The sequence below is a fragment of the Xanthobacter sp. DMC12 genome (genome assembly GCF_056314105.1).
The window spans coordinates 377,490-398,119 of record NZ_JBQUYZ010000003.1; the positions used below are offsets into that span (position 1 = coordinate 377,490).

General features: G+C 69.6%; 19 protein-coding genes. 16 read left to right on the forward strand and 3 right to left on the reverse strand.

The features are described 5' to 3' along the window. The first annotated feature begins 5 nt into the window (after window positions 1-5). The 5 genes from ACT535_RS14900 to ACT535_RS14920 all read left to right on the forward strand — a co-directional run bounded on the left by ACT535_RS14900 (window position 6) and on the right by ACT535_RS14920 (window position 6,211). A complete protein-coding gene (locus tag ACT535_RS14900; RefSeq protein WP_476365000.1) occupies window positions 6-980 on the forward strand; it encodes a TauD/TfdA dioxygenase family protein in 975 nt (324 codons plus the stop codon). 104 nt (window positions 981-1,084) lie between these two features. After that, complete coding sequence (locus tag ACT535_RS14905; RefSeq protein ID WP_281807731.1) at window positions 1,085-1,429, forward strand: DUF3088 domain-containing protein; 345 nt, start codon at window positions 1,085-1,087, stop codon at window positions 1,427-1,429. 60 nt (window positions 1,430-1,489) lie between these two features. Then, window positions 1,490-2,545 (forward strand): aldo/keto reductase, encoded by a 1,056-nt coding sequence (locus ACT535_RS14910; RefSeq protein WP_476365001.1) that lies wholly within the window; start codon window positions 1,490-1,492, stop codon window positions 2,543-2,545. Window positions 2,546-2,762: 217 nt separating this feature from the next. After that, window positions 2,763-4,004, forward strand: coding sequence for an acyl-CoA dehydrogenase family protein (locus tag ACT535_RS14915; RefSeq protein ID WP_476365002.1), 1,242 nt, complete (start codon window positions 2,763-2,765; stop codon window positions 4,002-4,004). Between the two features lie 161 nt (window positions 4,005-4,165). Beyond that, a complete protein-coding gene (locus ACT535_RS14920) occupies window positions 4,166-6,211 on the forward strand; it encodes an NAD(+) synthase (RefSeq protein WP_476365003.1) in 2,046 nt (681 codons plus the stop codon). Window positions 6,212-6,217: 6 nt separating this feature from the next. On the opposite strand, the gene ACT535_RS14925 is transcribed toward ACT535_RS14920, so the two are convergent. Further along, window positions 6,218-7,264, reverse strand: a complete 1,047-nt coding sequence (locus ACT535_RS14925; protein WP_476365004.1) for a GlxA family transcriptional regulator — start codon at window positions 7,262-7,264, stop codon at window positions 6,218-6,220. 150 nt (window positions 7,265-7,414) lie between these two features. On the opposite strand from ACT535_RS14925, the gene ACT535_RS14930 reads away from it, so the two are divergent. From ACT535_RS14930 to phnE (ACT535_RS14955), 6 genes are all read left to right on the forward strand, one after another. Further along, entirely contained in the window at window positions 7,415-8,761 is a 1,347-nt protein-coding gene (locus tag ACT535_RS14930) for an L-serine ammonia-lyase (RefSeq protein WP_476365005.1), read from the forward strand. A gap of 279 nt (window positions 8,762-9,040) precedes the next feature. Further along, window positions 9,041-10,315: an amidase gene (locus ACT535_RS14935; protein ID WP_476365006.1), complete on the forward strand. Its 1,275-nt coding sequence runs from the start codon at window positions 9,041-9,043 to the stop codon at window positions 10,313-10,315. Between the two features lie 767 nt (window positions 10,316-11,082). Continuing rightward, window positions 11,083-11,895, forward strand: coding sequence for a phosphonate ABC transporter ATP-binding protein (phnC, locus tag ACT535_RS14940; protein WP_476365007.1), 813 nt, complete (start codon window positions 11,083-11,085; stop codon window positions 11,893-11,895). 87 nt (window positions 11,896-11,982) lie between these two features. Next, window positions 11,983-12,891: a phosphonate ABC transporter substrate-binding protein gene (gene phnD, locus ACT535_RS14945; RefSeq protein ID WP_476365008.1), complete on the forward strand. Its 909-nt coding sequence runs from the start codon at window positions 11,983-11,985 to the stop codon at window positions 12,889-12,891. 296 nt (window positions 12,892-13,187) lie between these two features. Next, a complete protein-coding gene (phnE, locus tag ACT535_RS14950; protein ID WP_476365009.1) occupies window positions 13,188-14,072 on the forward strand; it encodes a phosphonate ABC transporter, permease protein PhnE in 885 nt (294 codons plus the stop codon). Continuing rightward, window positions 14,069-14,929 carry a phosphonate ABC transporter, permease protein PhnE gene (gene phnE / locus ACT535_RS14955; RefSeq protein ID WP_476365010.1) on the forward strand — a complete coding sequence of 287 codons (861 nt, stop codon included), beginning with the start codon at window positions 14,069-14,071 and terminating at the stop codon, window positions 14,927-14,929. Before phnE (ACT535_RS14950) ends, phnE (ACT535_RS14955) begins: the two co-directional genes overlap by 4 nt. Before the next feature lie 7 nt (window positions 14,930-14,936). Here the strand turns inward: phnE (ACT535_RS14955) and ACT535_RS14960 are convergent, their stop codons facing one another. Next, complete coding sequence (locus ACT535_RS14960; RefSeq protein ID WP_476365011.1) at window positions 14,937-15,569, reverse strand: MSMEG_1061 family FMN-dependent PPOX-type flavoprotein; 633 nt, start codon at window positions 15,567-15,569, stop codon at window positions 14,937-14,939. Between the two features lie 60 nt (window positions 15,570-15,629). Next, entirely contained in the window at window positions 15,630-16,430 is an 801-nt protein-coding gene (phnF, locus tag ACT535_RS14965; protein WP_476365012.1) for a phosphonate metabolism transcriptional regulator PhnF, read from the reverse strand. Window positions 16,431-16,581: 151 nt separating this feature from the next. On the opposite strand from phnF, the gene phnG reads away from it, so the two are divergent. Genes phnG through phnK form a run of 5 tightly spaced genes read left to right on the forward strand, consistent with a single transcriptional unit; the run spans window position 16,582 to window position 20,603 of the window. Further along, entirely contained in the window at window positions 16,582-17,079 is a 498-nt protein-coding gene (gene phnG, locus ACT535_RS14970; RefSeq protein ID WP_476328353.1) for a phosphonate C-P lyase system protein PhnG, read from the forward strand. Further along, the gene (gene phnH, locus ACT535_RS14975) at window positions 17,079-17,705 is read left to right on the forward strand and encodes a phosphonate C-P lyase system protein PhnH (RefSeq protein ID WP_476365013.1); all 627 of its coding nucleotides are present in this window, start codon (window positions 17,079-17,081) and stop codon (window positions 17,703-17,705) included. Before phnG ends, phnH begins: the two co-directional genes overlap by 1 nt. Window positions 17,706-17,708: 3 nt before the next feature. Beyond that, entirely contained in the window at window positions 17,709-18,926 is a 1,218-nt protein-coding gene (locus tag ACT535_RS14980) for a carbon-phosphorus lyase complex subunit (protein WP_476365014.1), read from the forward strand. Between the two features lie 26 nt (window positions 18,927-18,952). After that, window positions 18,953-19,834 (forward strand): alpha-D-ribose 1-methylphosphonate 5-phosphate C-P-lyase PhnJ, encoded by an 882-nt coding sequence (locus tag ACT535_RS14985; protein ID WP_476365101.1) that lies wholly within the window; start codon window positions 18,953-18,955, stop codon window positions 19,832-19,834. Next, the gene (gene phnK, locus ACT535_RS14990; protein ID WP_168459139.1) at window positions 19,827-20,603 is read left to right on the forward strand and encodes a phosphonate C-P lyase system protein PhnK; all 777 of its coding nucleotides are present in this window, start codon (window positions 19,827-19,829) and stop codon (window positions 20,601-20,603) included. Before ACT535_RS14985 ends, phnK begins: the two co-directional genes overlap by 8 nt. Window positions 20,604-20,630 lie beyond the last annotated feature (27 nt).

Genomic DNA, 20,630 nt, shown 5'->3' on the forward strand with positions numbered 1-20,630 from the left:
AACCGATGCCGAGCGCCGCGCCCGTCTCCTCCAGCCAAAGCGGATTCGCCGATCTGCCGCCGCGCCACATCGCCGTTCATCCCCTCACCGGCCACATCGGCGCGGAGATCGAGGCGCCGGACCTCTCCCGCCCGCTGGCGCCGGAGGTGGTCGACGAGATCCGCGCCGCGCTGCTCAAGTGGAAGGTGGTGTTCTTCCGCGACCAGCCCCTGACCCATGCCGAGCATGTGGCGCTGGCCTCGGCCTTCGGCGCGCCCACCATCGGGCATCCGGTGTTCGGCTTCGTGGAGGGCTATCCGCAGGTCTATTCCATCAGCCGCGACCGCTTCGCCACGCGCCACACCGGCGAGCCGCTCATCCGCCCCTGGACCGGCTGGCACACGGACGTGACCGCCGCGGTAAACCCGCCCGCCGCCTCCATCCTGCGCGGCGTCACCATCCCGCCCTATGGCGGCGACACCTTCTGGACCAACCTCGCGGTGGCCTATGAGGCGCTGTCGCCCACCCTGCGCGGCTTCGTGGACACGCTGCGCGGCATCCACGCCTTCGCCCCGCCCGAGGGGCAGGCCGGCACCGCCGACTTCAAGGAGAAGAACAAGCGTCGTCCGCTGGTGAGCGAGCACCCGCTGGTGCGCGTCATCCCGGAGACCGGCGAGCGGGTACTGTTCGTCAGCCCGTCCTTCCTCAAGAGCATCACCGGCCTCACCCCGCGCGAGAGCCAGCAACTGCTCGAATTGCTGTTCGAGCACATCACCCGGCCGGAATTCACCGTGCGGTTCCGCTGGCGGCCGGGTTCCATCGCCTTCTGGGACAACCGCACCACCGCCCACCTCGCCCCGCGCGACATCTATGCCCTCGACTTCGACCGCCAGCTCTTCCGCATCACCCTCAAGGGCGACGTGCCCGTGGGCGTGGACGGGCGGCCGTCCAGCATCGTCGAGGGCGAGCCGCTGGAGGCCTTCACCGCCGGCACCGCCTGACCCTTTCTTTGCTTCCTCCCCGCCTTCCGGGCCTGCGCCTCACCCGCGCGGGCCCGCCTTTTTCATCAGCCCAGGTTTTCCCTGCCACCGGACAGCCCCTCCCCATGAGCCGCGACTTCCTCATCCTCCTCGCCCCCGGCTTCACCGACCCCCAGAAGCCTGGCCGGCGCTATTTCTGCCCCGACTGCAATCAGATCGAGGGGGTGCTGGCGAGCAATCCGGGCCTCGCGAGCCGCATCACCGTGAAGCGCGTGTCCTTCCTGCGACCACGGGCCGAGGTGGTGGCGCTGCTGGGGCCGGACAATCAGGGCCTGCCCGTGCTCATCCTCGGCGATGCAGCGCCCATTCCGGCGGACGCGCAGGCCTACGGCACGTACCGCTTCGTCACCGACACCCGCCGCATCCTGGAACTGATCGCCGAGCGCCACGGCGTGCCCTTCCCGCATTGACGCAGCCCCCCGGCGCGGCCACCCTCCGCGCCAACCCCTCCCCTGGATTCCCATTCCCCCATGCTTGAATATCGCCCCCTCGGGCGCACCGGCATCTCGGTGTCGTCCATCGCGCTCGGCACCATGACCTTCGGCCAGCAGAACACCGAGGCCGAGGGCCACGCCCAACTCGACCTCGCCCGCGATCGCGGCATCACGCTCATCGACGCCGCCGAGCTTTATCCCATCCCGCCCAAGGCGGAGACGCAGGGCGCCACCGAGCGCATCATCGGGTCCTGGCTGAAGGCGCGCGGCGGCCGCCACAAGGTGGTGATTGCCTCCAAGGTGGTGGGCCGCTCCGACGCCACCTATTTCCGCGCCGACGGCAGCACCACGCGGCTCGATGCGAAGAACATCAACGAGGCCGTCGAGCGCTCGCTGAAGCACCTCGGCACCGATTACATCGACCTCTACCAGATCCATTGGCCCGACCGCGCCGTGCCCCTCTTCGGCCAGCGCGCCACCACCCGCGCGCGGGGCGGCGGCGATGGCCCGGAAGTGCCGATCGCCGAGACGCTGGCCGCCCTCGATGGGCTGGTGAAGGCCGGCAAGGTGCGCCACATCGGCCTCTCCAACGAGACACCCTGGGGCCTCTCCGCCTTCCTCGCCGCGGCGGAAAAAGGCATCGGCCCGCGCGTCGCCTCGGTGCAGAACGCCTACAGCCTCGTCAACCGCGTCTATGAGACCGGCCTCGCCGAATTCCACCAGCGCGAGGGGGTGGGCCTGCTCGCCTATTCGCCGCTGGCGCAGGGCTTCCTCACCGGCAAATATCTGGACGGCGCCCTTCCCGCCGGCGCCCGCAAGACGCTGTTCAATCGCGCCCAGCGCTATGAGAAGCCCGGTACCGAAGAGGCGGTTCGCGCCTATGTGGCCCTTGCGCGCGAGGTGGGCCTGAGCCCGGCGCAGCTTGCCCTCGCCTTCGTCACCAGCCGGTCGTTCGTGACCGCCAACATCATCGGCGCCACCACCCTCGCGCAGCTCGAGGAAAATCTGGGCTCGCTCGACGTGACCATCACGCCGGAGATCGAGGACCGCATCGACGCCCTGTACCAGTTGCACGGCAGCCCCGCGCCTTGAACGCGGAGCACCGCCGGCCCGGTCGCGGGGCGGCGGCGCGCCCGGCGCGTGTCCGCCTTCGTCCGGCACTATTTTCCATTAATTTGATAGACAAACTTTTTTGCGGTCGTAGACTGGCCGGCACCGATTGGCCGGCACACGCATCGCGCCCCTTTCCGGCCAGTCTCCGCCCGTCTGCCGCCGAGCTGCCCGTTTGCTTTCGAGGACCTTTCATTCCATGAGCCAGATCGAAGACGCCTGGGGCGCCGGCCCCACCGACCGCTACGAGGAATTGGCGAGCCGGTTCCGCCCCATCTTCCGCGATATCCGCGAGAGCGCAGTGGAGCGCGAGCAGACGCACCGCCTGCCGCGCGCCGAGATCGACGCCCTGAAGGCGGCCGGCTTCACCACCCTGCGCCTGCCGAAGGACGAAGGCGGCTTCGGTGCCACCTTGCCTGAGCTGTTCAACCTGCTGATCGAGCTGTCGGAAGCCGACAGCAACGTCACCAACGCGTTGCGCGCCCATTTCGGCTTCACCGAGGAGGTGCTGAACTCGCCCTTCAAGGACTATCGCGACCGCTGGGTGAAGCGCATCGCGGCCAAGGAAACCTCCGGCAGCGGCTTCACCGAGGGGGCCGACAATGCGGTCGGTCACTTCAACGCCCGCATCGTGCGCGACGGCGACCGGCTGCGGCTGGACGGGCAGAAATTCTACACCACCGGCTCCCTCTTCGCCGACTGGATCAACCTCGGCGCCGAGGACGAGGAGGGCAACTTCATCCTCGCCCAGGTGCCCACCAGCGCGCCCGGCGTGCGCATCGTGGACGACTGGGACGGCTTCGGCCAGCAGCTCACCGCCTCGGGCACGGCGACGTTCGACAACGTGACCCTCTCGGACGAGCACCTCAACCCGCAGCGCAAGCGCTTCCGCTATTCGGTCGCCTTCTACCAGCTCGTCCACCTCGCCACCCTCGCCGGCATCGGCCGGGCGGCGGCGGGCGACGTGGCGCGGCTCGTCTCGGCGCGCAAGCGCGTGTTCAGCCACGGCAATGCCGACCGCGCGGGCGCCGATCCGCAGATCCTCCAGATCGTCGGCAAGGTGCGCGCCAGCGCCTACGGAGCGGGCGCGGTGGTGCTGAAGGCCGCCGAGGCGCTGCAGCGGGCCTACGACACGCGCGAGCGGGAGACGTCTGAAGGGCAGGACATTTCCGTCGCGGTGGCCGATCTCGAGGTGAACCAGGGCGTCACGGTGGTGACCTCCCTCATCCTCGGTGCCACCTCCGACCTGTTCGACGCGCTGGGCGCCTCCTCGGCGCGGCGCGGGGTGGGCCTCGACCGCCATTGGCGGAACGCCCGCACCCTGTCCTCCCACAATCCGCGTGTCTATCGCGAGCGCATCGTCGGCGACTTCGCCGTGAACGGCACCTGGCCGCCCGGCCCCTACCGCGTCGGCGACGGCATCGCCGCGACCGCCGGCTGAGCCGCCTCCCCGACGCGACACGGCGTGGACCCGCCCGCCCCCGGCCTCACCGGGGCGGGCACCCCCGCCGTGCCCTTTCGCTGGCAATCGCCGGCCCGCGCCCTATGCTCCGGACTGATTTTCGCCGCGCCCGCCGCGCGCTTCCGGACGACAGGGACACGATGCGAGACTTCCGCTGCCTCTACCGCCACGACTTCCTGCGCATCGCCTCCTGCGTGCCGCGCGGGGCCGTCGCGGACCCGAATTTCGCCGTTGCCGAGACGCTGGAGATGGCGACGCAGGGCCATGAGGCCGGCACCGCGCTGATGCTGTTCCCGGAACTCGGCCTGTCCGCCTACGCCATCGACGACCTCCTGTTCCAGGCGCCGCTGCTGGATGCAGTGGAGGGCGCGCTCGCGACCCTCGTCGCCGCCTCGCAGGATCTCTCCCCGGTGCTGGTGGTGGGCGCGCCGCTCCGCCATCAAAGCCGGCTCTACAACACGGCGGTGGTGATCCACGCCGGCACCATCCTCGGCGTGGTGCCGAAGAGCTATCTGCCCAACTACCGCGAGTTCTACGAGCGCCGCCACTTCACCCCCGGCCTCGACGAGCACGGCGGCTATATGGCGCTGCTCGGCGCGGAGGTGCCATTCGGGGTGGACCTCCTGTTCCGCTCGGAGGGGGAAGTGCCCTTCACCTTCCACGTGGAGATCTGCGAGGACGTGTGGGTGCCCCTGCCGCCCTCCACGCGCGGCGCGCTCGCGGGCGCCGAAGTTCTGCTGAACCTCTCCGCCAGCAACATCACCATCGGCAAGGCGGAATCCCGTCGGCTGCTGTGCGGCTCGCAATCCGCCCGCTGCGTTGCCGCCTATGCCTATTCGGCGGCGGGACCGGGGGAATCCACCACCGACCTCGCCTGGGACGGGCACGCCGCCATTTTTGAGTATGGCGACACCCTCGCCGAGGCCGAGCGCTTCGCCCCCGACGCCACCATGGCGGTGGCGGACATCGACCTCGGCCGGCTGCGGCAGGAGCGGATGCGCCTGAACACCTATGGCGACTGCGCGCGGCTGGAGCGCGACAGCGCCCCGCCCTTCCGCACCGCCCATTTCGCCTATGAGCCGCCGGCCGAGCCCGTGCGCCTCAACCGCGACGTGGCGCGCTTCCCCTTCGTGCCCAACGATCCGGCGCGGCTGCGCGAAGACTGCTACGAGGCTTACAACATCCAGGTGCAGGGCCTCGCCCAGCGTCTCGCCTCCACCGGCATGTCGCGGGTGGTGATCGGCGTCTCGGGCGGGCTTGATTCCACGCAGGCGCTCATCGTCGCGGTGCGCGCCATGGACCGCGTCGGCCATCCCCGCTCCAACGTGCTGGCCTACACCCTGCCGGGCTTCGCCACCTCCGACGAGACGAAGGGCAATGCCTGGGCGCTGATGCGCGCGCTCGGCGTCAGCGCCGAGGAGATCGACATCCGCCCCGCCGCCCGCCAGATGCTGGCGGACCTCGGCCACCCCTTCGCGGAGGGGCAGGCGGCCTATGACGTGACCTTCGAGAATGTGCAGGCGGGCCTGCGCACGGATTATCTCTTCCGCCTCGCCAACCACCATCGCGGCCTGGTGGTGGGCACCGGCGACCTCTCCGAGCTGGGGCTCGGCTGGTGCACCTATGGCGTCGGGGACCAGATGTCCCACTACAACGTCAATGCCTCGGTGCCGAAGACGCTGATCCAGCACCTCATCCGCTTCGTCGCCGCCTCGGGGGACGTGAGCGAGGAGACCGCCAGCATCCTCCACGCCATCCTCGCCACCGAGATCTCGCCGGAGCTGGTGCCGGCGAGCGCGGGCGGCACCATCCAGTCCACCCAGAGCATCATCGGCCCCTACCCGCTCCAGGACTTCACGCTCTACTACCTCACCCGCTACGGCTACCCGCCGTCCAAGATCGCCTTCCTCTCCGAGCACGCCTGGGCAGATGCTGGAAAAGGCCGCTGGCCGCAAGGCATTCCGGAGGCCGAGAAGCCGGCCTACGACCTTCCCGAAATCCGCCGCTGGATGAAGGTGTTCCTCTCGCGCTTCTTCGTGAGCCAGTTCAAGCGCTCGGCGCTGCCCAACGGGCCGAAGATCTCCTCCGGCGGCTCGCTCTCCCCGCGCGGCGACTGGCGCCAGCCCTCCGACAGCGGCCCCGGCGTGTGGCTCGCCGAGCTGGAGCGCAACGTGCCGGAGGCATAGGGGCGCCTACGGCGCCTCGAACACCCGCCCTTCGCCGTCGCCCGCGGTGCGGGCGGGGGGCGCGGCCGTGCGGCGGAAGGCTGCGGGGGTGACGCCGAAGCGGGCCTTGAAGGCGCGGCCGAAATGGGAGCCATCGGCGAAGCCGAGGTCGGCGGCGATGCGGGCGGCGGAAAAGCGCGTATTGGCCAGCATCCACCGCGCATGGCGCAGCCTGAGCGCCAGATAGCTTTCCTGCGGGCTCTCGCTGAGGCGATCCGCGAACAGCCGCTCCAATTGGCGCACGCTTAATCCCAGCGCATCCGCGATGGCGGCGATGGCCAGCGGCTCGGCGAGGTTCTGCTCCATCATGAGGAGCGCGCGGGACACCCGGGCATCGTCCACCGTGCCTTCCGCGAGGCGCGGCGCCGGCTGGGCGCTCTCGGCGGCGCGGGGGCGGTCGATGAGGAGGATGTTCAGCGCCTTCTGGGCGGTGGCCGCGCCGAGATGCTCGGTGACGAGCCGCGCGGCAAGGTCCGCCACGCCCGCCCCGCCCGAGCAGGTGATGCGGTCGCCGTCCACCACGAAGAGCTGGTCCGCCACCGGCACGAGGGTGGGGAATTCGTCCAGAAAATCGCGGTAGTGATACCAGCTCACGCAGCATTTGCGCTGCGCCATCAGCCCCAGCCGGCACAGGAGGAACGAGCCGGTGCAGACCCCGATCAGCGGCACCCCCGCCGCCGCCGCGCGCTTCAGATACTCCCCCAGCGGATCGGCCTGTCCCGGCACCCCACGCAGCAGCCCGCCCACCGCCACGATGTAGTCGAACGCGCGCGGGTCCGAGAGGTCCGAAGTCGGCTGGATGTCGATGCCGCACGAGGAGCGGACGGGGCGCAGGCGCGGGCTCATCACCTGCCAGGAGCAGTCGATGGGGCGCGAGCGGTCGCCCTTGTCGGCGGCGAGGCGCAGCACGTCCACGAAGCTGGAAAACGCCGTCAGCGTGAAGTTCGGCAGCAGCACGAACCCCACCCTGAGCTTGGCGGACGGGCCGGGACGGGCAGAGAGCACGTGTCGCATCTGTTCCAGACGAAAGTCGCAAGGGGACGAGCAGGCGCCCCCGCCAGCCAGCATGATGAAGCTTCGCCCCGGTGCGTCAACGGGTCAAGACGGGCGCGACAAGTCCTTGAGACAGCGATAGAATAGGCCGCCGACCCCGGAGGGCGCCGGATGACCAGCGTGTTCGACCTGTTCAAGATCGGCATCGGGCCGTCCTCGTCCCACACGGTCGGGCCGATGGTGGCGGCCCGCCGCTTCCGGGAAGCGCTCCCCGCCGGCACCGCCCGCATCACCGCCGAATTGTTCGGCTCGCTGGCCTGGACCGGCAAGGGCCACGGCTCCGACCGCGCCGTCGCGCTCGGCCTGATGGGAGCGCGGCCGGAGACGCTGGATCCGGACGACGTGCCGGCGCTGGTGGCGCGGCTCACCATCCGCAAATCCATCGAGGTGGGCGGCGCGCGCATCGCCTTCGATCCCGAGGCCGATCTCATCTTCGATTTCGACACGCTGATGCCGCTGCACTCCAACGCCATGCGCTTCCGCGCCTATGGCGAAGACGGCGCGCTCATCGGCGAACAGGTCTTCTATTCCATCGGCGGCGGGTTCGTGGTGGCCGAGGGCGAAGCGCGCGAGCCGGAGGCGGCGGAGGTGCCCCACCCGTTCGCCACGGCCTCCGAGCTTCTCTCCGCCTGCGCCCGCACCGGCCTTTCCATCGCCGGCCTGCAGATGGCGAACGAATGCGCGCTGCGCCCGGCGGACGAGGTGGAGGAGAAGCTGGATGCGCTCCTCGCCGCCATGTTCGCCTCCATCGATCGCGGCATCGCGCAGGAGGGCACCCTGCCCGGCCGGCTGCGCGTGCGGCGGCGGGCCAAGGCCATCCGCGACCAGCTGGAGGCGGACCGGCTCGCCAATCGCCGGCCGCCGCACGAGATCATGGATTGGGTCTCCGTCTTCGCCATGGCGGTGAACGAGGAGAACGCGGCGGGCGGGCGCATCGTCACCGCCCCCACCAATGGCGCGGCGGGCATCGTGCCGGCGGTGCTGCGCTATGTGCGCGACATCTGCCCGGACACCACCCACGCCCAATTGCGCGACTTCCTGCTGACGGCTGCGGCGGTGGGCGCGCTCATCAAGCGCAACGCCTCCATCTCCGGCGCGGAGGTGGGCTGCCAGGGCGAGGTCGGCTCGGCTGCCGCCATGGCCGCGGCGGGGCTCGCCTGCGTGCTCGGGGCGAGCCCGGCGCAGATCGAAAATGCCGCCGAGATCGCCATGGAGCATCACCTCGGCATGACCTGCGATCCCATCGGCGGGCTGGTGCAGATCCCCTGCATCGAGCGCAACGCCTTCGGCGCCAACAAGGCCATCGCCGCCGCCTCCCTCGCGCTGCGGGGGGACGGGGTGCACTTGGTCTCGCTGGATCAGGTCATCGAGACCATGCGCCAGACGGGGGCGGACATGCAGTCCAAATACAAGGAGACGTCTCAGGGCGGCCTCGCGGTGAACGTGCCGGAGTGCTGAGGGGGCCAATGCATCCCGGCATCCCGGCCGACTGCAACGAAGCGCAGCGCAGTGGAAGGAGAGCCGGGATCCAGCACAAGAGTCCCCGCGCAGCGGGGCGAGACCCGAGGGCGGTGGGTTAAAGAAGCGCCTTCGGCGGCCTCTTGCGCTGGGCTCCGGCTCGCATTCCGCTGCGCTGCATGCGTCCGGAGCACGAGGGCGGTTCTCTTTTGCCCCACCATTGCCTCCGCCGCCCGCCTTGCGCATGGTGGCGGCCCTTCGATGCCGCAGAGTGAGCGCATGAGCCTGCCGTCCCCCCTGTCCGCCCGTGATCTCGCCCACGCCATCCGTTCCGGCCGCACCACGCCGGAAGCCGTGCTGGAACAAGTGGCGGAGGCCATCGCCGCCCGCGAAGGCGAGGTCGGCGCCTTCGTCACCCTCGCCCTCGATCAGGCCCGCGCCGCCGCCCGCGCGCCGGGCCTTGCCGCGACGCCGCTCGCCGGCCTGCCGGTGGGGGTGAAGGACATCCTCGACACGCGGGACATGCCCACCACCTACGGCAGCTCCATCTACGAGGGCTACCGTCCGCGCACCGACGCGCCCGTGGTGGCCATGACGCGCCGGGCCGGGGGCCTCATCGTGGGCAAGACCGAGACCACCGAATTCGCCTTCCTCCAGCCGACGCGCACCCGCAACCCGCGCCGCCTCACCTTCTCGCCGGGCGGCTCCTCGGCGGGATCGGCGGCGGCGGTGGCGGCGGGGATGCTGCCGCTGGCGCTCGGCACCCAGACCGGCGGCTCGGTGATCCGCCCGGCCGCCTTCTGCGGCGTCACCGGCTACAAGCCCACCTTCCGCCTGCTGCCGACGCTGGGCATGAAGACCTTCTCCTGGCACCTCGACACCATCGGCCTGTTCGGCGCGCGGGTGCGCGACGTGGCCTTCGCGGCGGACGCCATTGCCGGGCGTGGCCTCGACATCGGCGATGAGACCGCCGTCGCGCCCCGCATCGCCATCGTGCGCACCGCCCGCGCCAGCGCCGCCTCGCCGGACGCCCACGCCGCGCTGGAGGCCGCCGCCCGCGCCGCCGAGGCGAGGGGCGCCCGCATCTTCGATCTGGAGCTGCCCGAGGCGCTGGAGGCGGCCGACGCCATCCACGGCACGGTGCAGGATTTCGAGGCCGCGCTTTCCCTGGGCGATGAGCTGGACTATGACGGCGACCGGCTCTCGCCCCTGCTGCGCGGCCATCTGGAGGCCGCCCGGGCCATTCCGCCGGACCTTTATGACGGTGCCCGCCGCACCGCGAAACGCGCCCGCCACGCGCTGGGCGACGTGTTCGCGGAGGTGGACGCGCTCCTCACCTTCTCCGCTCCCGGCCCCGCGCCGGAGGGATTCGCCACCACCGGCTCGGCCATCTTCAACCGGCTGTGGACGCTGATGGGCTGTCCGGCGATCAACGTGGCGGGCCTTTCCGCCGCCAATGGCATGCCCGTTGGCGTGCAAGTGGTGGGGCGCTTCGGCCGCGACCGGCAGGCTCTGGCCGTCGCCAACCTCGTGGAAGCCGCCATTACCGCCTGAAATGCAGTATTCCACCGCTGCGTACCGTGCGCCGCAGCGGAAGGGAAAGCGTAGAAGGGGGCTCGACTTGAGGACCTGAGGACCGCGGAAAGTCATGCGCTGCAACACTTTGCAGCGGCAATGCAGCACAACTTACCTCTTTTCGCAGTCTGAGAGTTTGTTAAGGTTCTATTGAGATCGACCCTGCGAGGCACAAGGTGACATTCGGCCATCTCCTCACCGTGATCGAGACGTGCGCGGCCTTCGGCTTCGTTGGCGCTGTGCTGCTCGGTCTGGTCTGAGGACCAAGACCCGACACCGCCCTCGGGGACCCGACAATAGAAACAACCGGGGTCCGGTCGATCGAGGGCGCCGGGGAGCCAACCTCCCCGGCGCCGCTCGTTTCAGGGGCCTGAGATACGGGCAGTCGCATCTCTGGATACCTCCGCCCCTTCTGCCCCCCGTTCATGACAGGCCGTTGACATCCCGCGCGCCGCTCCGACGCGGGCCGTCATAAACCGCGCGTCACATGCCGCCCCGCGCAGGAACCGCGCGCCCCCGCCAGCCTGACCCAGACAGCTTGGGCGAGGCACGCGGCGTGCGCCTCGGCCATGATCCGCCCATCGTCATACGGGTGTTGCGGAGCAGCGCTATCGATGGCTTCGACGCGCTGGTGAGCGATCGATGCGGCCTGAGCCGTGCGATCCTCGCTGGCCAGTGGATCAGGACCGCGCTGCCCGGCCGGCTTGCCCTGCAAGCTGGCCGACGCGTGCTCTGGGAGCCTCCGGATGCTGGTGATCGAGGGCCTCACCCGACGCTTCGGCGACAAGGAGGCCGTGTCCAACGTGAACCTTCAGATCGGCCAGGGCGCCTTCGTGGGCGTCATCGGCCGCTCCGGCGCCGGCAAGTCCACCCTGCTGCGCATGGTGAACCGCCTGCAGAACCCCTCCGCCGGCCGCATCTCGTTCGAGGGGCGGGACGTGACCGCCCTCAAGGGCCGCGCGCTGCGCCAATGGCGCGCCGAGGCGGCGATGATCTTCCAACAGTTCAATCTGGTCGGCCGCCTGGATGTGCTGACCAACGTGCTGATGGGCCGCCTCGCCACCGTGCCCGCCTGGCGCGCCCTCACCAAGAGCTGGAGCGCGGACGACCGGGCCATCGCCCTCTCCGCCCTCGACCAGTTCGATATCGCCTCCCTTGCCGCGCAGCGCGCCGACAGCCTGTCCGGTGGCCAGCAGCAGCGCGTGGCCATCGCCCGCGCGCTGGCGCAGGAGCCGGCGCTGATCCTCGCCGACGAGCCCATCGCCTCGCTCGATCCGCGCAACACCAGGATCGTGATGGATGCGCTTTTGCGCATCAACAAGCACTTCGGCATCACCGTGCTGTGCAACCTGCACTCCCTCGATCTCGCCCGCACCTATTGCGACCGCCTCGTGGGCATGGCGCAGGGCCGCGTGGTGTTCGACGGCGCCCCGGCGGCGCTCACCGAGGACGTGGCGCACGATCTCTACGGCCTCGAGGCCGGCGAGGTGATGGATACGCCTGCGCGGCGTCCCGTCACCGCCGAAGACGGCATCCCCGAAGCGGCCGCCCTCGCCTGAGCGCGCGCCTCCCCGCGCCGACCCGTTCCGGCGGGCCGGCCAATTCCGCTTGTTCACGTTCGATTTCGTCCGACAGGAGCACGAGACATGCTGAACCGTCGTAGCCTGATCGCGGCCGCCGCCGCGCTCGTGATGTCCGCCGGCGCCGCCGCCGCGCAGGACTGGAAGGCGAAGTATCCCGAGCTGGTGTTCGCCGTGATCCCGGCGGAGAACGGCAGCGGCGTCACCGATCGCTACCAGCCGCTCATGGACTATCTCACCAAGCAGCTCGGCACCAAGGTGACGCTGCGCGTCGCCAACGACTATGCCGCGGTGATCGAGGGCCAGCGCGCCGGCAACATCCACATGGCCTATTACGGACCCTCCTCCTTCGCCCGTGCGCTGATGACCGGCGCCAAGATCGATGCCTTCGCCATCGAGGTGAATGCCGACGGCACCAAGGGCTATCACTCGGTGCTCTACGTGAAGGCCGACAGCCCCTACAAGTCCATCGAGGACCTGAAGGGCAAGAACCTCTGCCTCGTTGATCCCAACTCCACCTCCGGCAACAACGTGCCGCGCTTCGCCCTGAACAAGATGGGCCTCAAGCCCGACGACTTCTTCGGCAAGGTGGTCTATGCGGGCTCGCACGAGAACGCGGTGATCGGCGTGCAGCAGGGCACCTGCGACGCCGCCTTCAACTGGTGGAACGACGAGAACGAGTCCAATCTCCGGCGCATGGAGCGCAAGGGGATGGCGAAGTACGACGACTTCCGCATCATCTACAAGTCCGACCTGATCGTGAACTCGCCCTACGCCTATCTCTCGGACCTGCCGTCCGACCTGAAGGCGAAGATCCGCGACGCCTTCTTCTCGATCCAGCAGAACGACAAGGCCGCCTTCGACAAGATCTATGAAGGCAAGCAGCAGCCCTGGCAGCCCATCGACAACGAGGCCTACGTGCAGATCATCGAACTGAACAAGTTCGTGGACGAGCTGCGCAAGAAGAAGAGCTGAGCAAAGCGCTCCTTGGTAGAACAAGCGTCATGCCCGGGCTTGTCCCGGGCATCCACGTCGTGCCGCATGCGCGATGTTCCGCGGTGGCTTCCCGGCCGCGGGACGTTGATGGCCGGAACCCGCATGTTTGCGGGTTCCGTTCTCCGAGACGGAAGTCGGCAACAGCCGACTTCCGGGACAAGCCCGGCCATGACGGCGGCTCCTGAGGCACGGACGGAGCTCCAGCGCCCAAACGCACGCCCCCTCACCCCGGCCCCTCTCCCGCAAGGGGAGAGGAGAAACAGGCAGAGGCTCCGTTGTCCCACGCCATCACCCGGCTGCCCGACGAGCAGATCGCCCCCCTGATCGCGCATTACGATGCGGCGGTCCGGGCGCGGCAGCGCCATACGCTCATCGTGTTCGCGGTGATCGCCGTGTGCATCGTCCTCGCCGCCTGGATGGGCGAGGTGAAGCCGGCGGTGTTCCTTGCCCATGCCGACCGGCTGCCCAACTATTTCTGGAGCATCACGCCGGTCCTCCACTGGGACACCCTCGGCACCGATCTCGCCGAGTGGTACTGGAACCTCGACCACTGGCTGAAGCTGCTGCTGGATACGATCCTGATCGCCTACCTCGGCACGCTCATCGGGGCGGTGGGCGGTTTCTGCCTCTGCTTCCTCGCCAGCGCCAATCTGGTGAAGAGCCCGTGGATCCGCCTCGGGGCGCGCCGCTTCCTGGAATTCTGCCGCACGGTGCCGGAGCTGGTGTTTGCGCTGCTGTTCGTGATCGCCTTCGGCCTCGGCCCCATGCCGGGCGTGCTGGCGCTCGCCATCCACACCATGGGCGCGCTCGGCAAGCTCTATGCCGAGGTGGTGGAGAACATCGACATGAAGCCGGTGGAGGGCGCCACCGCCTCCGGCGCCTCCTGGCTGACCACCGTGCGCTTCGCCGTGGTGCCGCAGGTGCTCTCCAATTTCGCCTCCTACGGCCTGCTGCGCTTCGAGATCAACGTGCGCGAGGCCTCCATCATGGGCTTCGTCGGCGCCGGCGGCATCGGGCAGGATCTCGTGGAGGCGATCCGCAAGTTCTACTATTCGGACGTTTCCGCCATCCTCCTCCTCATCATCGCGACCGTGATGATCATCGATCTCCTCACGGAGCAGGTGCGCCACCGCCTGCTCGGCTGGGAAGGGCAGCGATGAGCCGGGCGCGCATCACCCTCACCCACGCGGCGCGGGCGCGCCTCGCCGCCGACCACCCCGGTGCGCTCGCCCCCTCGCCCGGCGCGCGGATGCGCACGCTCGGGGCGATCGCGGCGGCGCTGGCGGTGGCGGCCTTCGGCTTCTGGCAGCTGGGCTTCAATTTCGACCGGCTCGGCACGGGCATTGCGCAGCTCGCGCACTTCCTCACGCTGATGATGCCGCCCGATCCGGGCACCCAGCTTCCGCTCTACATGCACGCTCTGGGCGAGACGCTGGCCATCGCCTTTCTCGGCACGCTGGGTGGCGCCATCATCGCCTTTCCCTTCGGCTTCCTCGCCGCGAAGAACGTCATCCCCAATATCTTCGCCCATTTCACTGTCCGCCGCGTGCTCGATACCGTGCGCGGCGTTGATCGGCTGATCTGGGCGCTGATCTATGTGACGGTGGTGGGCCTCGGCCCGTTCGCCGGCATCCTCGCCATCGCCACCGCAAGCTTCGCCGAACTGGGCAAATTGTTCTCCGAAGCGGTGGAGGCCCTGGACCGGAAGCCCGTGGAGGGCGTCGTCTCCACCGGCGGCTCGCCCGTGGAGGCGGTGCGCTTCGGCATGCTGCCGCAGGTGCTGCCGGTGCTGGCGAGCCAGCTGCTCTATTACTTCGAGTCGAACGCCCGCCAGTCCACCATCGTCGGCATCGTCGGCGCGGGCGGCCTCGGCCTGCACCTCGCCGAGCAGATCCGCGTGCTGGAATGGCAGAAGGTGTCGTTCCTCATCCTGATGATGCTCATCATGGTAGCGGTGATCGACTTCATCTCCTCCCGCCTGCGCTTCGCCATCATCGGCAAATCCCGCATCGGGTGAACGCACCTCAGTACAGAATCTCCCGATAGCGCGCGACCATCTCGGCCTGGCTCTCCGGCGCGTCGGTTGCGAAGGCGGAGGCGGCATCCTTGCCGGCGATCTGGTCGCGCAGCATTTCGCCCATGGTGGGCAGCTGGGTGCGCTCCACCTGCGCCTCGAGGTCCCACAGGCGCGAGCGCATGAAGGCCTTGGCGCAGTGCAGGTAGGCCTCCCTCACCTCCACCCGCAGCACCGTGCGCGGCGCCTTGCCACCGACGGTGAACAGGCGCGTCAGCTCCACGTCGTCATGGATGAAGGCGTTGCCGTTCACTCGCAGGGTCTCGTCGACGCCGGGGATGAGGAAGAGCAGGCCCACCTGCCCGGTGGCGAGGATGTTGGTGAGGGAATCCAGCCGGTTGTTGCCGGGACGGTCGGGAATGAGCAGCTCCCGCTCGCGTGCCGCGACGAAGCCCGGCACATCGCCGCGCGGCGAGACATCGGCGGCGCCCGTGGCATCGGCCGTGGCGATGAGCACGAACGGACTCAGCGAGATGAAGTGCCGGCAATGGCGGTCCAGCCGGTCCAGCTGCTTGGCGACGCTGCGCCCCGCGGCAGAGCCATAAAGACGGCGCAGGGCGGCTTCATCGGCGACGACGGCCATGGGGCAGAACCTCCTTAGGATACCTATTTCTCGCGCAAACGATTGGGCTGACGCAAGCACCTAGGGCTTGAAAACCAGCTGCACCCGGTCGGCGGCGAAGGAAGAGCGGCCCCATTGCAGGGGCTTGCCGTTCGCCTCCACATCGAGCCGTTCCAGCACCATCACGGCGCGGCCGGGGGCGAGGGAGAGAATATCCATCTCGCGCGGATTGGCGGGTCGGGCGGTGATGCGCGTCTCGCGCCGGCGGAAATCTTCGATGCCGAGCGTTGCGAGCGCCCGCGTCAGCGATCCGGTGGCGGCATAGATGAGGTCGAGGTCGCGGCAGCGGGCGGCGGGAAACCAGGCCGAGCCACAGGAGATGGGCACGCCGTCCGCCTCATGGGTGGTCTCGATGCGCAGCACCGGCGTGCCGATGGCAAGCTGCAGCTCGCGCGCCACGTCCGCGTCCGCCGCCTCCACTGTGGAGCCGCGGAACCGGCCGGACGGCTCGCGCCCGCCCGCCGCCACGATCTCGGAGAAGCGGGTGCGCGGGCCGATGGGATAGCGCAGCGGCTGCTCCTTCACGAAGGTGCCCCGGCCCGCGGTCGCCTCGATCAGGCCGGCCTCGGAGAGATGGGAGAGCGCGCGGCGCAAGGTGTGGCGATTGACGCCGAAGCGCTCGGCAAGCTCCGCCTCCACCGGCAGGCGCGCGCCCGGCGCGAGCGCGCCCGCGAGGATGTCGGCCTCCAGCTTCTCGGCGATCTGCCGCCAGAGGGTGACGCCGCTGCCGCGCGCGACGGAACCGGCTGGCGCCGCGCCGGTGTCGTCATCCGTCATCGGGCTGTGACCCTCGGCGGCGAGACTGCGCGGCGCACCAGACATTCCTGCCTCCCCATTCGCCCAAGGATAGCACCGAGGGCGCAGATACCGTCTTGCACATTTGTATAGACTATTATACAAATCATGTCCAGCAAGGCCCCGCGGCAGCGCTCGCCCGTTTGCGCCAGGGGTGCAGGACATCTGGAGGCTGCCCGTGAGGTCCGATCCACCCGGCATCGAGCCGCAAATCGCCGCCGTTTCCGATCCCGCTGCGGAGCAGGCCGCGCGGGAGGTGATGATGGGTCTCTACGCCCGCGCCACCCGCGCCGAGCTTCAGGCCGCCGTGGAGCGCTTCCAGCCCCTGCCCCAGCTCAAGAGACTTCGCCCGGCGGAGGCCGGCCTCATCATGGTGCAGGGCCGCACGGGCGGCGACGGTGCCCCCTTCAACCTCGGCGAAGCGACAGTGACCCGCGCCGCCGTACAGCTCGCGGGCGGCGCCACCGGCGTCTCCTATCTGCTCGGCCGCGATCCCGCGAAGGCGGAGGCCGCCGCCATCCTCGATGCCTTGTGGCAGGACGAGGCGCTGCGCCTCGCGGTCACCGACGCGCTCACCCCCGTGCGGCGGCGCCTCGCGGTGGAAGCGGCCGTGGCGGCGGCGGAGACCGAGGCCACCAAGGTCAATTTCTTCACCATGGCGCGGGGAGAGGACTGATGGCCGCCCCCGCCCTCGCTGCCCCCCTCTCTGCCGGCTTCGCCGATCCGGTCCACGACGCCCAGCGCAGCTTTGCCGCGGTGATGCGCGCCATGGCCGAGCCGGGCCTGCCCGTGCCGCTGGCGAGCGACCTCGATCCGCCCGCGCCGCTCTCCCGCGAGGCCGCCGCCTGCGCCCTCGCGCTGCTGGATTACGAGACGCCGGTGTTCCTCGACGCGGCGCTCTCCGCCGTGCCGGCGGTGGCCGCCTTCCTGCGCTTCCACACCGGCGCGCCGGTGGTGGACGATCCCGCAGCCGCGCGCTTCGCGCTCATCGCCGACGCGGCCGCTTTGCCCGACTTCGGCGTCTTCGCGCAGGGCGAGCCGGACTATCCGGACCGCTCGGCCACGCTGATCGTGCAAGTGGCGGAACTGGGCGCCGGCGCAATCACCCTCGAAGGCCCCGGCATCAAGGGCCGGCGCAGCTTTTCCGCCGCGCCTCTGCCCGCCGACCTGCCCGCGCGGCTCGCCGCCAACCGGGCGCTCTACCCGCTCGGCATCGACCTCATCCTCACCGCGCAAGGGCCCGACGGACTTGGGTCCGTGATGGGCCTGCCGCGCTCGGTGACGCCCGTGATGGAGGACTGATCCATGTACGTGGCCGTGAAAGGCGGCGAGGCCGCCATCCGCAATGCCCACGCGCTGCTCGCCAAGCGCCGCCGGGGCGAGGAGAGCGTGCCGGAGATCGGGCTCGACCAGATCGCCGGCCAGCTGTCCCTCGCCGTCGACCGGGTGATGGCCGAGGGCTCGCTCTATGACCGGGAGCTGGCGGCGCTCGCCATCAAGCAGGCGCGGGGCGATTTGATCGAGGCCATCTTCCTCGCCCGCGCCTTCCGCACCACCTTGCCCCGCTTCGGCGCCTCGGTGCCGGTGGATACGGGCGCCATGCGCATCGAACGGCGCATCTCCGCCACCTTCAAAGACCTGCCCGGCGGGCAGGTGCTTGGCCCAACCTTCGACTATACCCACCGCCTGATGGACGAGCGGCTGGCGACGCGGGCGAGCGATGCGAACGAAACGCACCAGCCCGCCCCCTCTCCCCTCGCGGAAGAGGGCAGGGGTGAGGGGGAGGAGCATCGGGAGTTGGGCGCTGTTCCCACGGATGGATCACACCCCTCACCCCCGCCCCTTCTCCCGCAAGGGGAGAGGGGAGAGGCAACAATGCCCCGCGTCACCGACCTCCTCGGCGGCGAAGGGCTGATCGAGCCCTCGCCGGCCGATGACGGCACGCCGCCGCGCGACCTCACCCGCGAGCCCCTCTCCTTCCCCGCCGACCGGCCGCTGCGGTTGCAGGCGCTGGCGCGGGGCGACGAGGGCTTCCTGCTGGCGCTCGGCTATTCCACCCAGCGCGGCTATGCCCGCACCCATCCCTTCGTGGGCGAAATCCGCTTCGGCACGGTCGAGGTGAGCCTCCATGTGGAGGAACTGGGCTTTGCCGTGCCCCTCGGCGACATCGCCGTCACCGAGTGCCAGAGCGTGAACCAGTTCAAGGGCTCGGCCACCGAGCCGCCCCAGTTCACCCGCGGCTACGGCCTCGTGTTCGGCCAGTCCGAGCGCAAGGCCATGTCCATGGCGCTGGTGGATCGCGCGCTGCGCTTCAAGGAGCTGGGCGAGGAGAAGAGCGCCCCGGCGCAGGACGAGGAATTCGTCCTCTCCCATTGCGACAACGTGCAGGCCACAGGCTTCGTGGAGCATCTGAAGCTGCCGCATTACGTGGACTTCCAGGCCGAACTCGACCTCATCCGCCGGATGCGCGCCGAGGCCGAGACCGATCCCGGTGCCGAGGACATGAAGGAGGCCGCCGAATGACTGCCGTCACGACGGCCGCCTCGTCCATGCCGGCCATCACCTACAATTTCGCCTATCTCGACGAGCAGACGAAAAGGATGATCCGCCGGGCCATCCTGAAGGCCATCGCCATTCCCGGCTATCAGGTGCCTTTCGCCTCGCGCGAGATGCCCATGCCCTACGGCTGGGGCACCGGCGGGGTGCAGGTGACGGCGGCCATCCTCGGCGCAAACGACGTGCTGAAGGTGATCGACCAGGGCTCGGACGACACCACCAATGCGGTGGCCATCCGCACCTTCTTCGAGACCACGGCCGGCGTCGCCACCACCACGCGTACGCAGGATGCCACCATCATCCAGACCCGCCACCGCATCCCGGAGGCGGAGCTGAAGGCGGGGCAGACCATCGTCTTCCAGGTGCCCATTCCCGAGCCGCTGCGCTTCCTCGAACCACGCGAGACGGAGACGCGCCGCCTGCACGGCCTCGCCGATTACGGCCTGATGCAGGTGAAGCTCTACGAGGACATCGCCCGCCACGGCCACATCGCCACCACCTATGCCTATCCGGTGAAGGTGGAGGGCCGCTACGTGATGGACCCCTCCCCCATCCCGAAGTTCGACAATCCCAAGATGAACGACAGCCCCGCGCTGCAATTGTTCGGCGCCGGACGCGAGAAGCGCATCTATGCCATCCCGCCCCACACGCAGGTGGTGTCGCTGGATTTCGAGGACCACCCCTTCAAGGTGCAGGCCTTCAAGGAGCCTTGCGCTTTGTGCGGCGCCAAGGGTGTCTATCTCGACGAGGTGATCCTCGACGACAAGGGCGGGCGCATGTTCGTCTGCTCCGACACGGACCATTGCGCCACCCGCCAGGCGGACGGGCACACGGGCACCATGAGCGCGCCTTATGGGGAGACCGCCCATGACTGACACCCCCCTCCTCACCGCCCGGGGCCTCGCCAAGTATTACGGCGCCCGCCTCGGCTGCCGCGACGTGGACCTGACCCTGCACGAGGGCGAGGTGCTGGCCATCGTGGGCGAGTCGGGCTCCGGCAAGTCCACGTTGCTCGGCCTCCTCTCCACCGAGCTGGCGCCCTCCGCCGGCAGCGTTACCTACCGCATGCGGGACGGCGCCACCCGCGATCTCGCGACCCTTTCGGAAGCGGAACGCCGGCTGCTGCTGCGCACCGACTGGGGCTTCGTGCGCCAGCATGCCGAGCAGGGCCTGCGCATGGCGGTCTCGGCCGGTGGAAACGTGGGCGAGCGGCTGATGGCCGTGGGCTGGCGCCATTATGGAAACATCCGCAGCGAGGCCACCGACTGGCTCGCCCGCGTGGAGATCGCCGCCGAGCGCATCGACGACGACCCGCGCACCTTCTCCGGCGGCATGCGCCAGCGCCTGCAGATCGCCCGCAACCTCGTGACCCGGCCCCGCCTCGTCTTCATGGACGAGCCGACCTCGGGCCTCGACGTGTCGGTACAGGCGCGCCTTCTCGATCTCATCCGGCAACTGGTGGAGGAATTCGGTCTCGCGGTGGTCATCGTCACCCATGACCTCGCGGTGGCGCGGCTGCTGTCCCACCGCATCATGGTGATGAAGTCCGGCCGCGTGATCGAACAGGGCCTCACCGACCAGGTGCTCGACGACCCGCGCGAGCCCTACACCCAGCTCCTCGTCTCCTCGGTGCTTGCGGCATGATGATCGAGAATCTCGTGTCCCGGCCAA

Bases quoted from the DNA above. Each gene is read 5' to 3' on its own strand.
- ACT535_RS14900 (WP_476365000.1), top strand. From the start codon at position 6: ATGCCGAGCGCCGCGCCCGTCTCCTCCAGCCAAAGCGGATTCGCCGAT.
- ACT535_RS14905 (WP_281807731.1), top strand. From the start codon at position 1,085: ATGAGCCGCGACTTCCTCATCCTCCTCGCCCCCGGCTTCACCGACCCC.
- ACT535_RS14910 (WP_476365001.1), top strand. From the start codon at position 1,490: ATGCTTGAATATCGCCCCCTCGGGCGCACCGGCATCTCGGTGTCGTCC.
- ACT535_RS14915 (WP_476365002.1), top strand. From the start codon at position 2,763: ATGAGCCAGATCGAAGACGCCTGGGGCGCCGGCCCCACCGACCGCTAC.
- ACT535_RS14920 (WP_476365003.1), top strand. From the start codon at position 4,166: ATGCGAGACTTCCGCTGCCTCTACCGCCACGACTTCCTGCGCATCGCC.
- ACT535_RS14925 (WP_476365004.1), bottom strand. From the start codon at position 7,264: ATGCGACACGTGCTCTCTGCCCGTCCCGGCCCGTCCGCCAAGCTCAGG.
- ACT535_RS14930 (WP_476365005.1), top strand. From the start codon at position 7,415: ATGACCAGCGTGTTCGACCTGTTCAAGATCGGCATCGGGCCGTCCTCG.
- ACT535_RS14935 (WP_476365006.1), top strand. From the start codon at position 9,041: ATGAGCCTGCCGTCCCCCCTGTCCGCCCGTGATCTCGCCCACGCCATC.
- phnC (WP_476365007.1), top strand. From the start codon at position 11,083: ATGCTGGTGATCGAGGGCCTCACCCGACGCTTCGGCGACAAGGAGGCC.
- phnD (WP_476365008.1), top strand. From the start codon at position 11,983: ATGCTGAACCGTCGTAGCCTGATCGCGGCCGCCGCCGCGCTCGTGATG.
- phnE (WP_476365010.1), top strand. From the start codon at position 14,069: ATGAGCCGGGCGCGCATCACCCTCACCCACGCGGCGCGGGCGCGCCTC.
- ACT535_RS14960 (WP_476365011.1), bottom strand. From the start codon at position 15,569: ATGGCCGTCGTCGCCGATGAAGCCGCCCTGCGCCGTCTTTATGGCTCT.
- phnF (WP_476365012.1), bottom strand. From the start codon at position 16,430: ATGTCTGGTGCGCCGCGCAGTCTCGCCGCCGAGGGTCACAGCCCGATG.
- phnH (WP_476365013.1), top strand. From the start codon at position 17,079: ATGGCCGCCCCCGCCCTCGCTGCCCCCCTCTCTGCCGGCTTCGCCGAT.
- ACT535_RS14980 (WP_476365014.1), top strand. From the start codon at position 17,709: ATGTACGTGGCCGTGAAAGGCGGCGAGGCCGCCATCCGCAATGCCCAC.
- ACT535_RS14985 (WP_476365101.1), top strand. From the start codon at position 18,953: ATGCCGGCCATCACCTACAATTTCGCCTATCTCGACGAGCAGACGAAA.
- phnK (WP_168459139.1), top strand. From the start codon at position 19,827: ATGACTGACACCCCCCTCCTCACCGCCCGGGGCCTCGCCAAGTATTAC.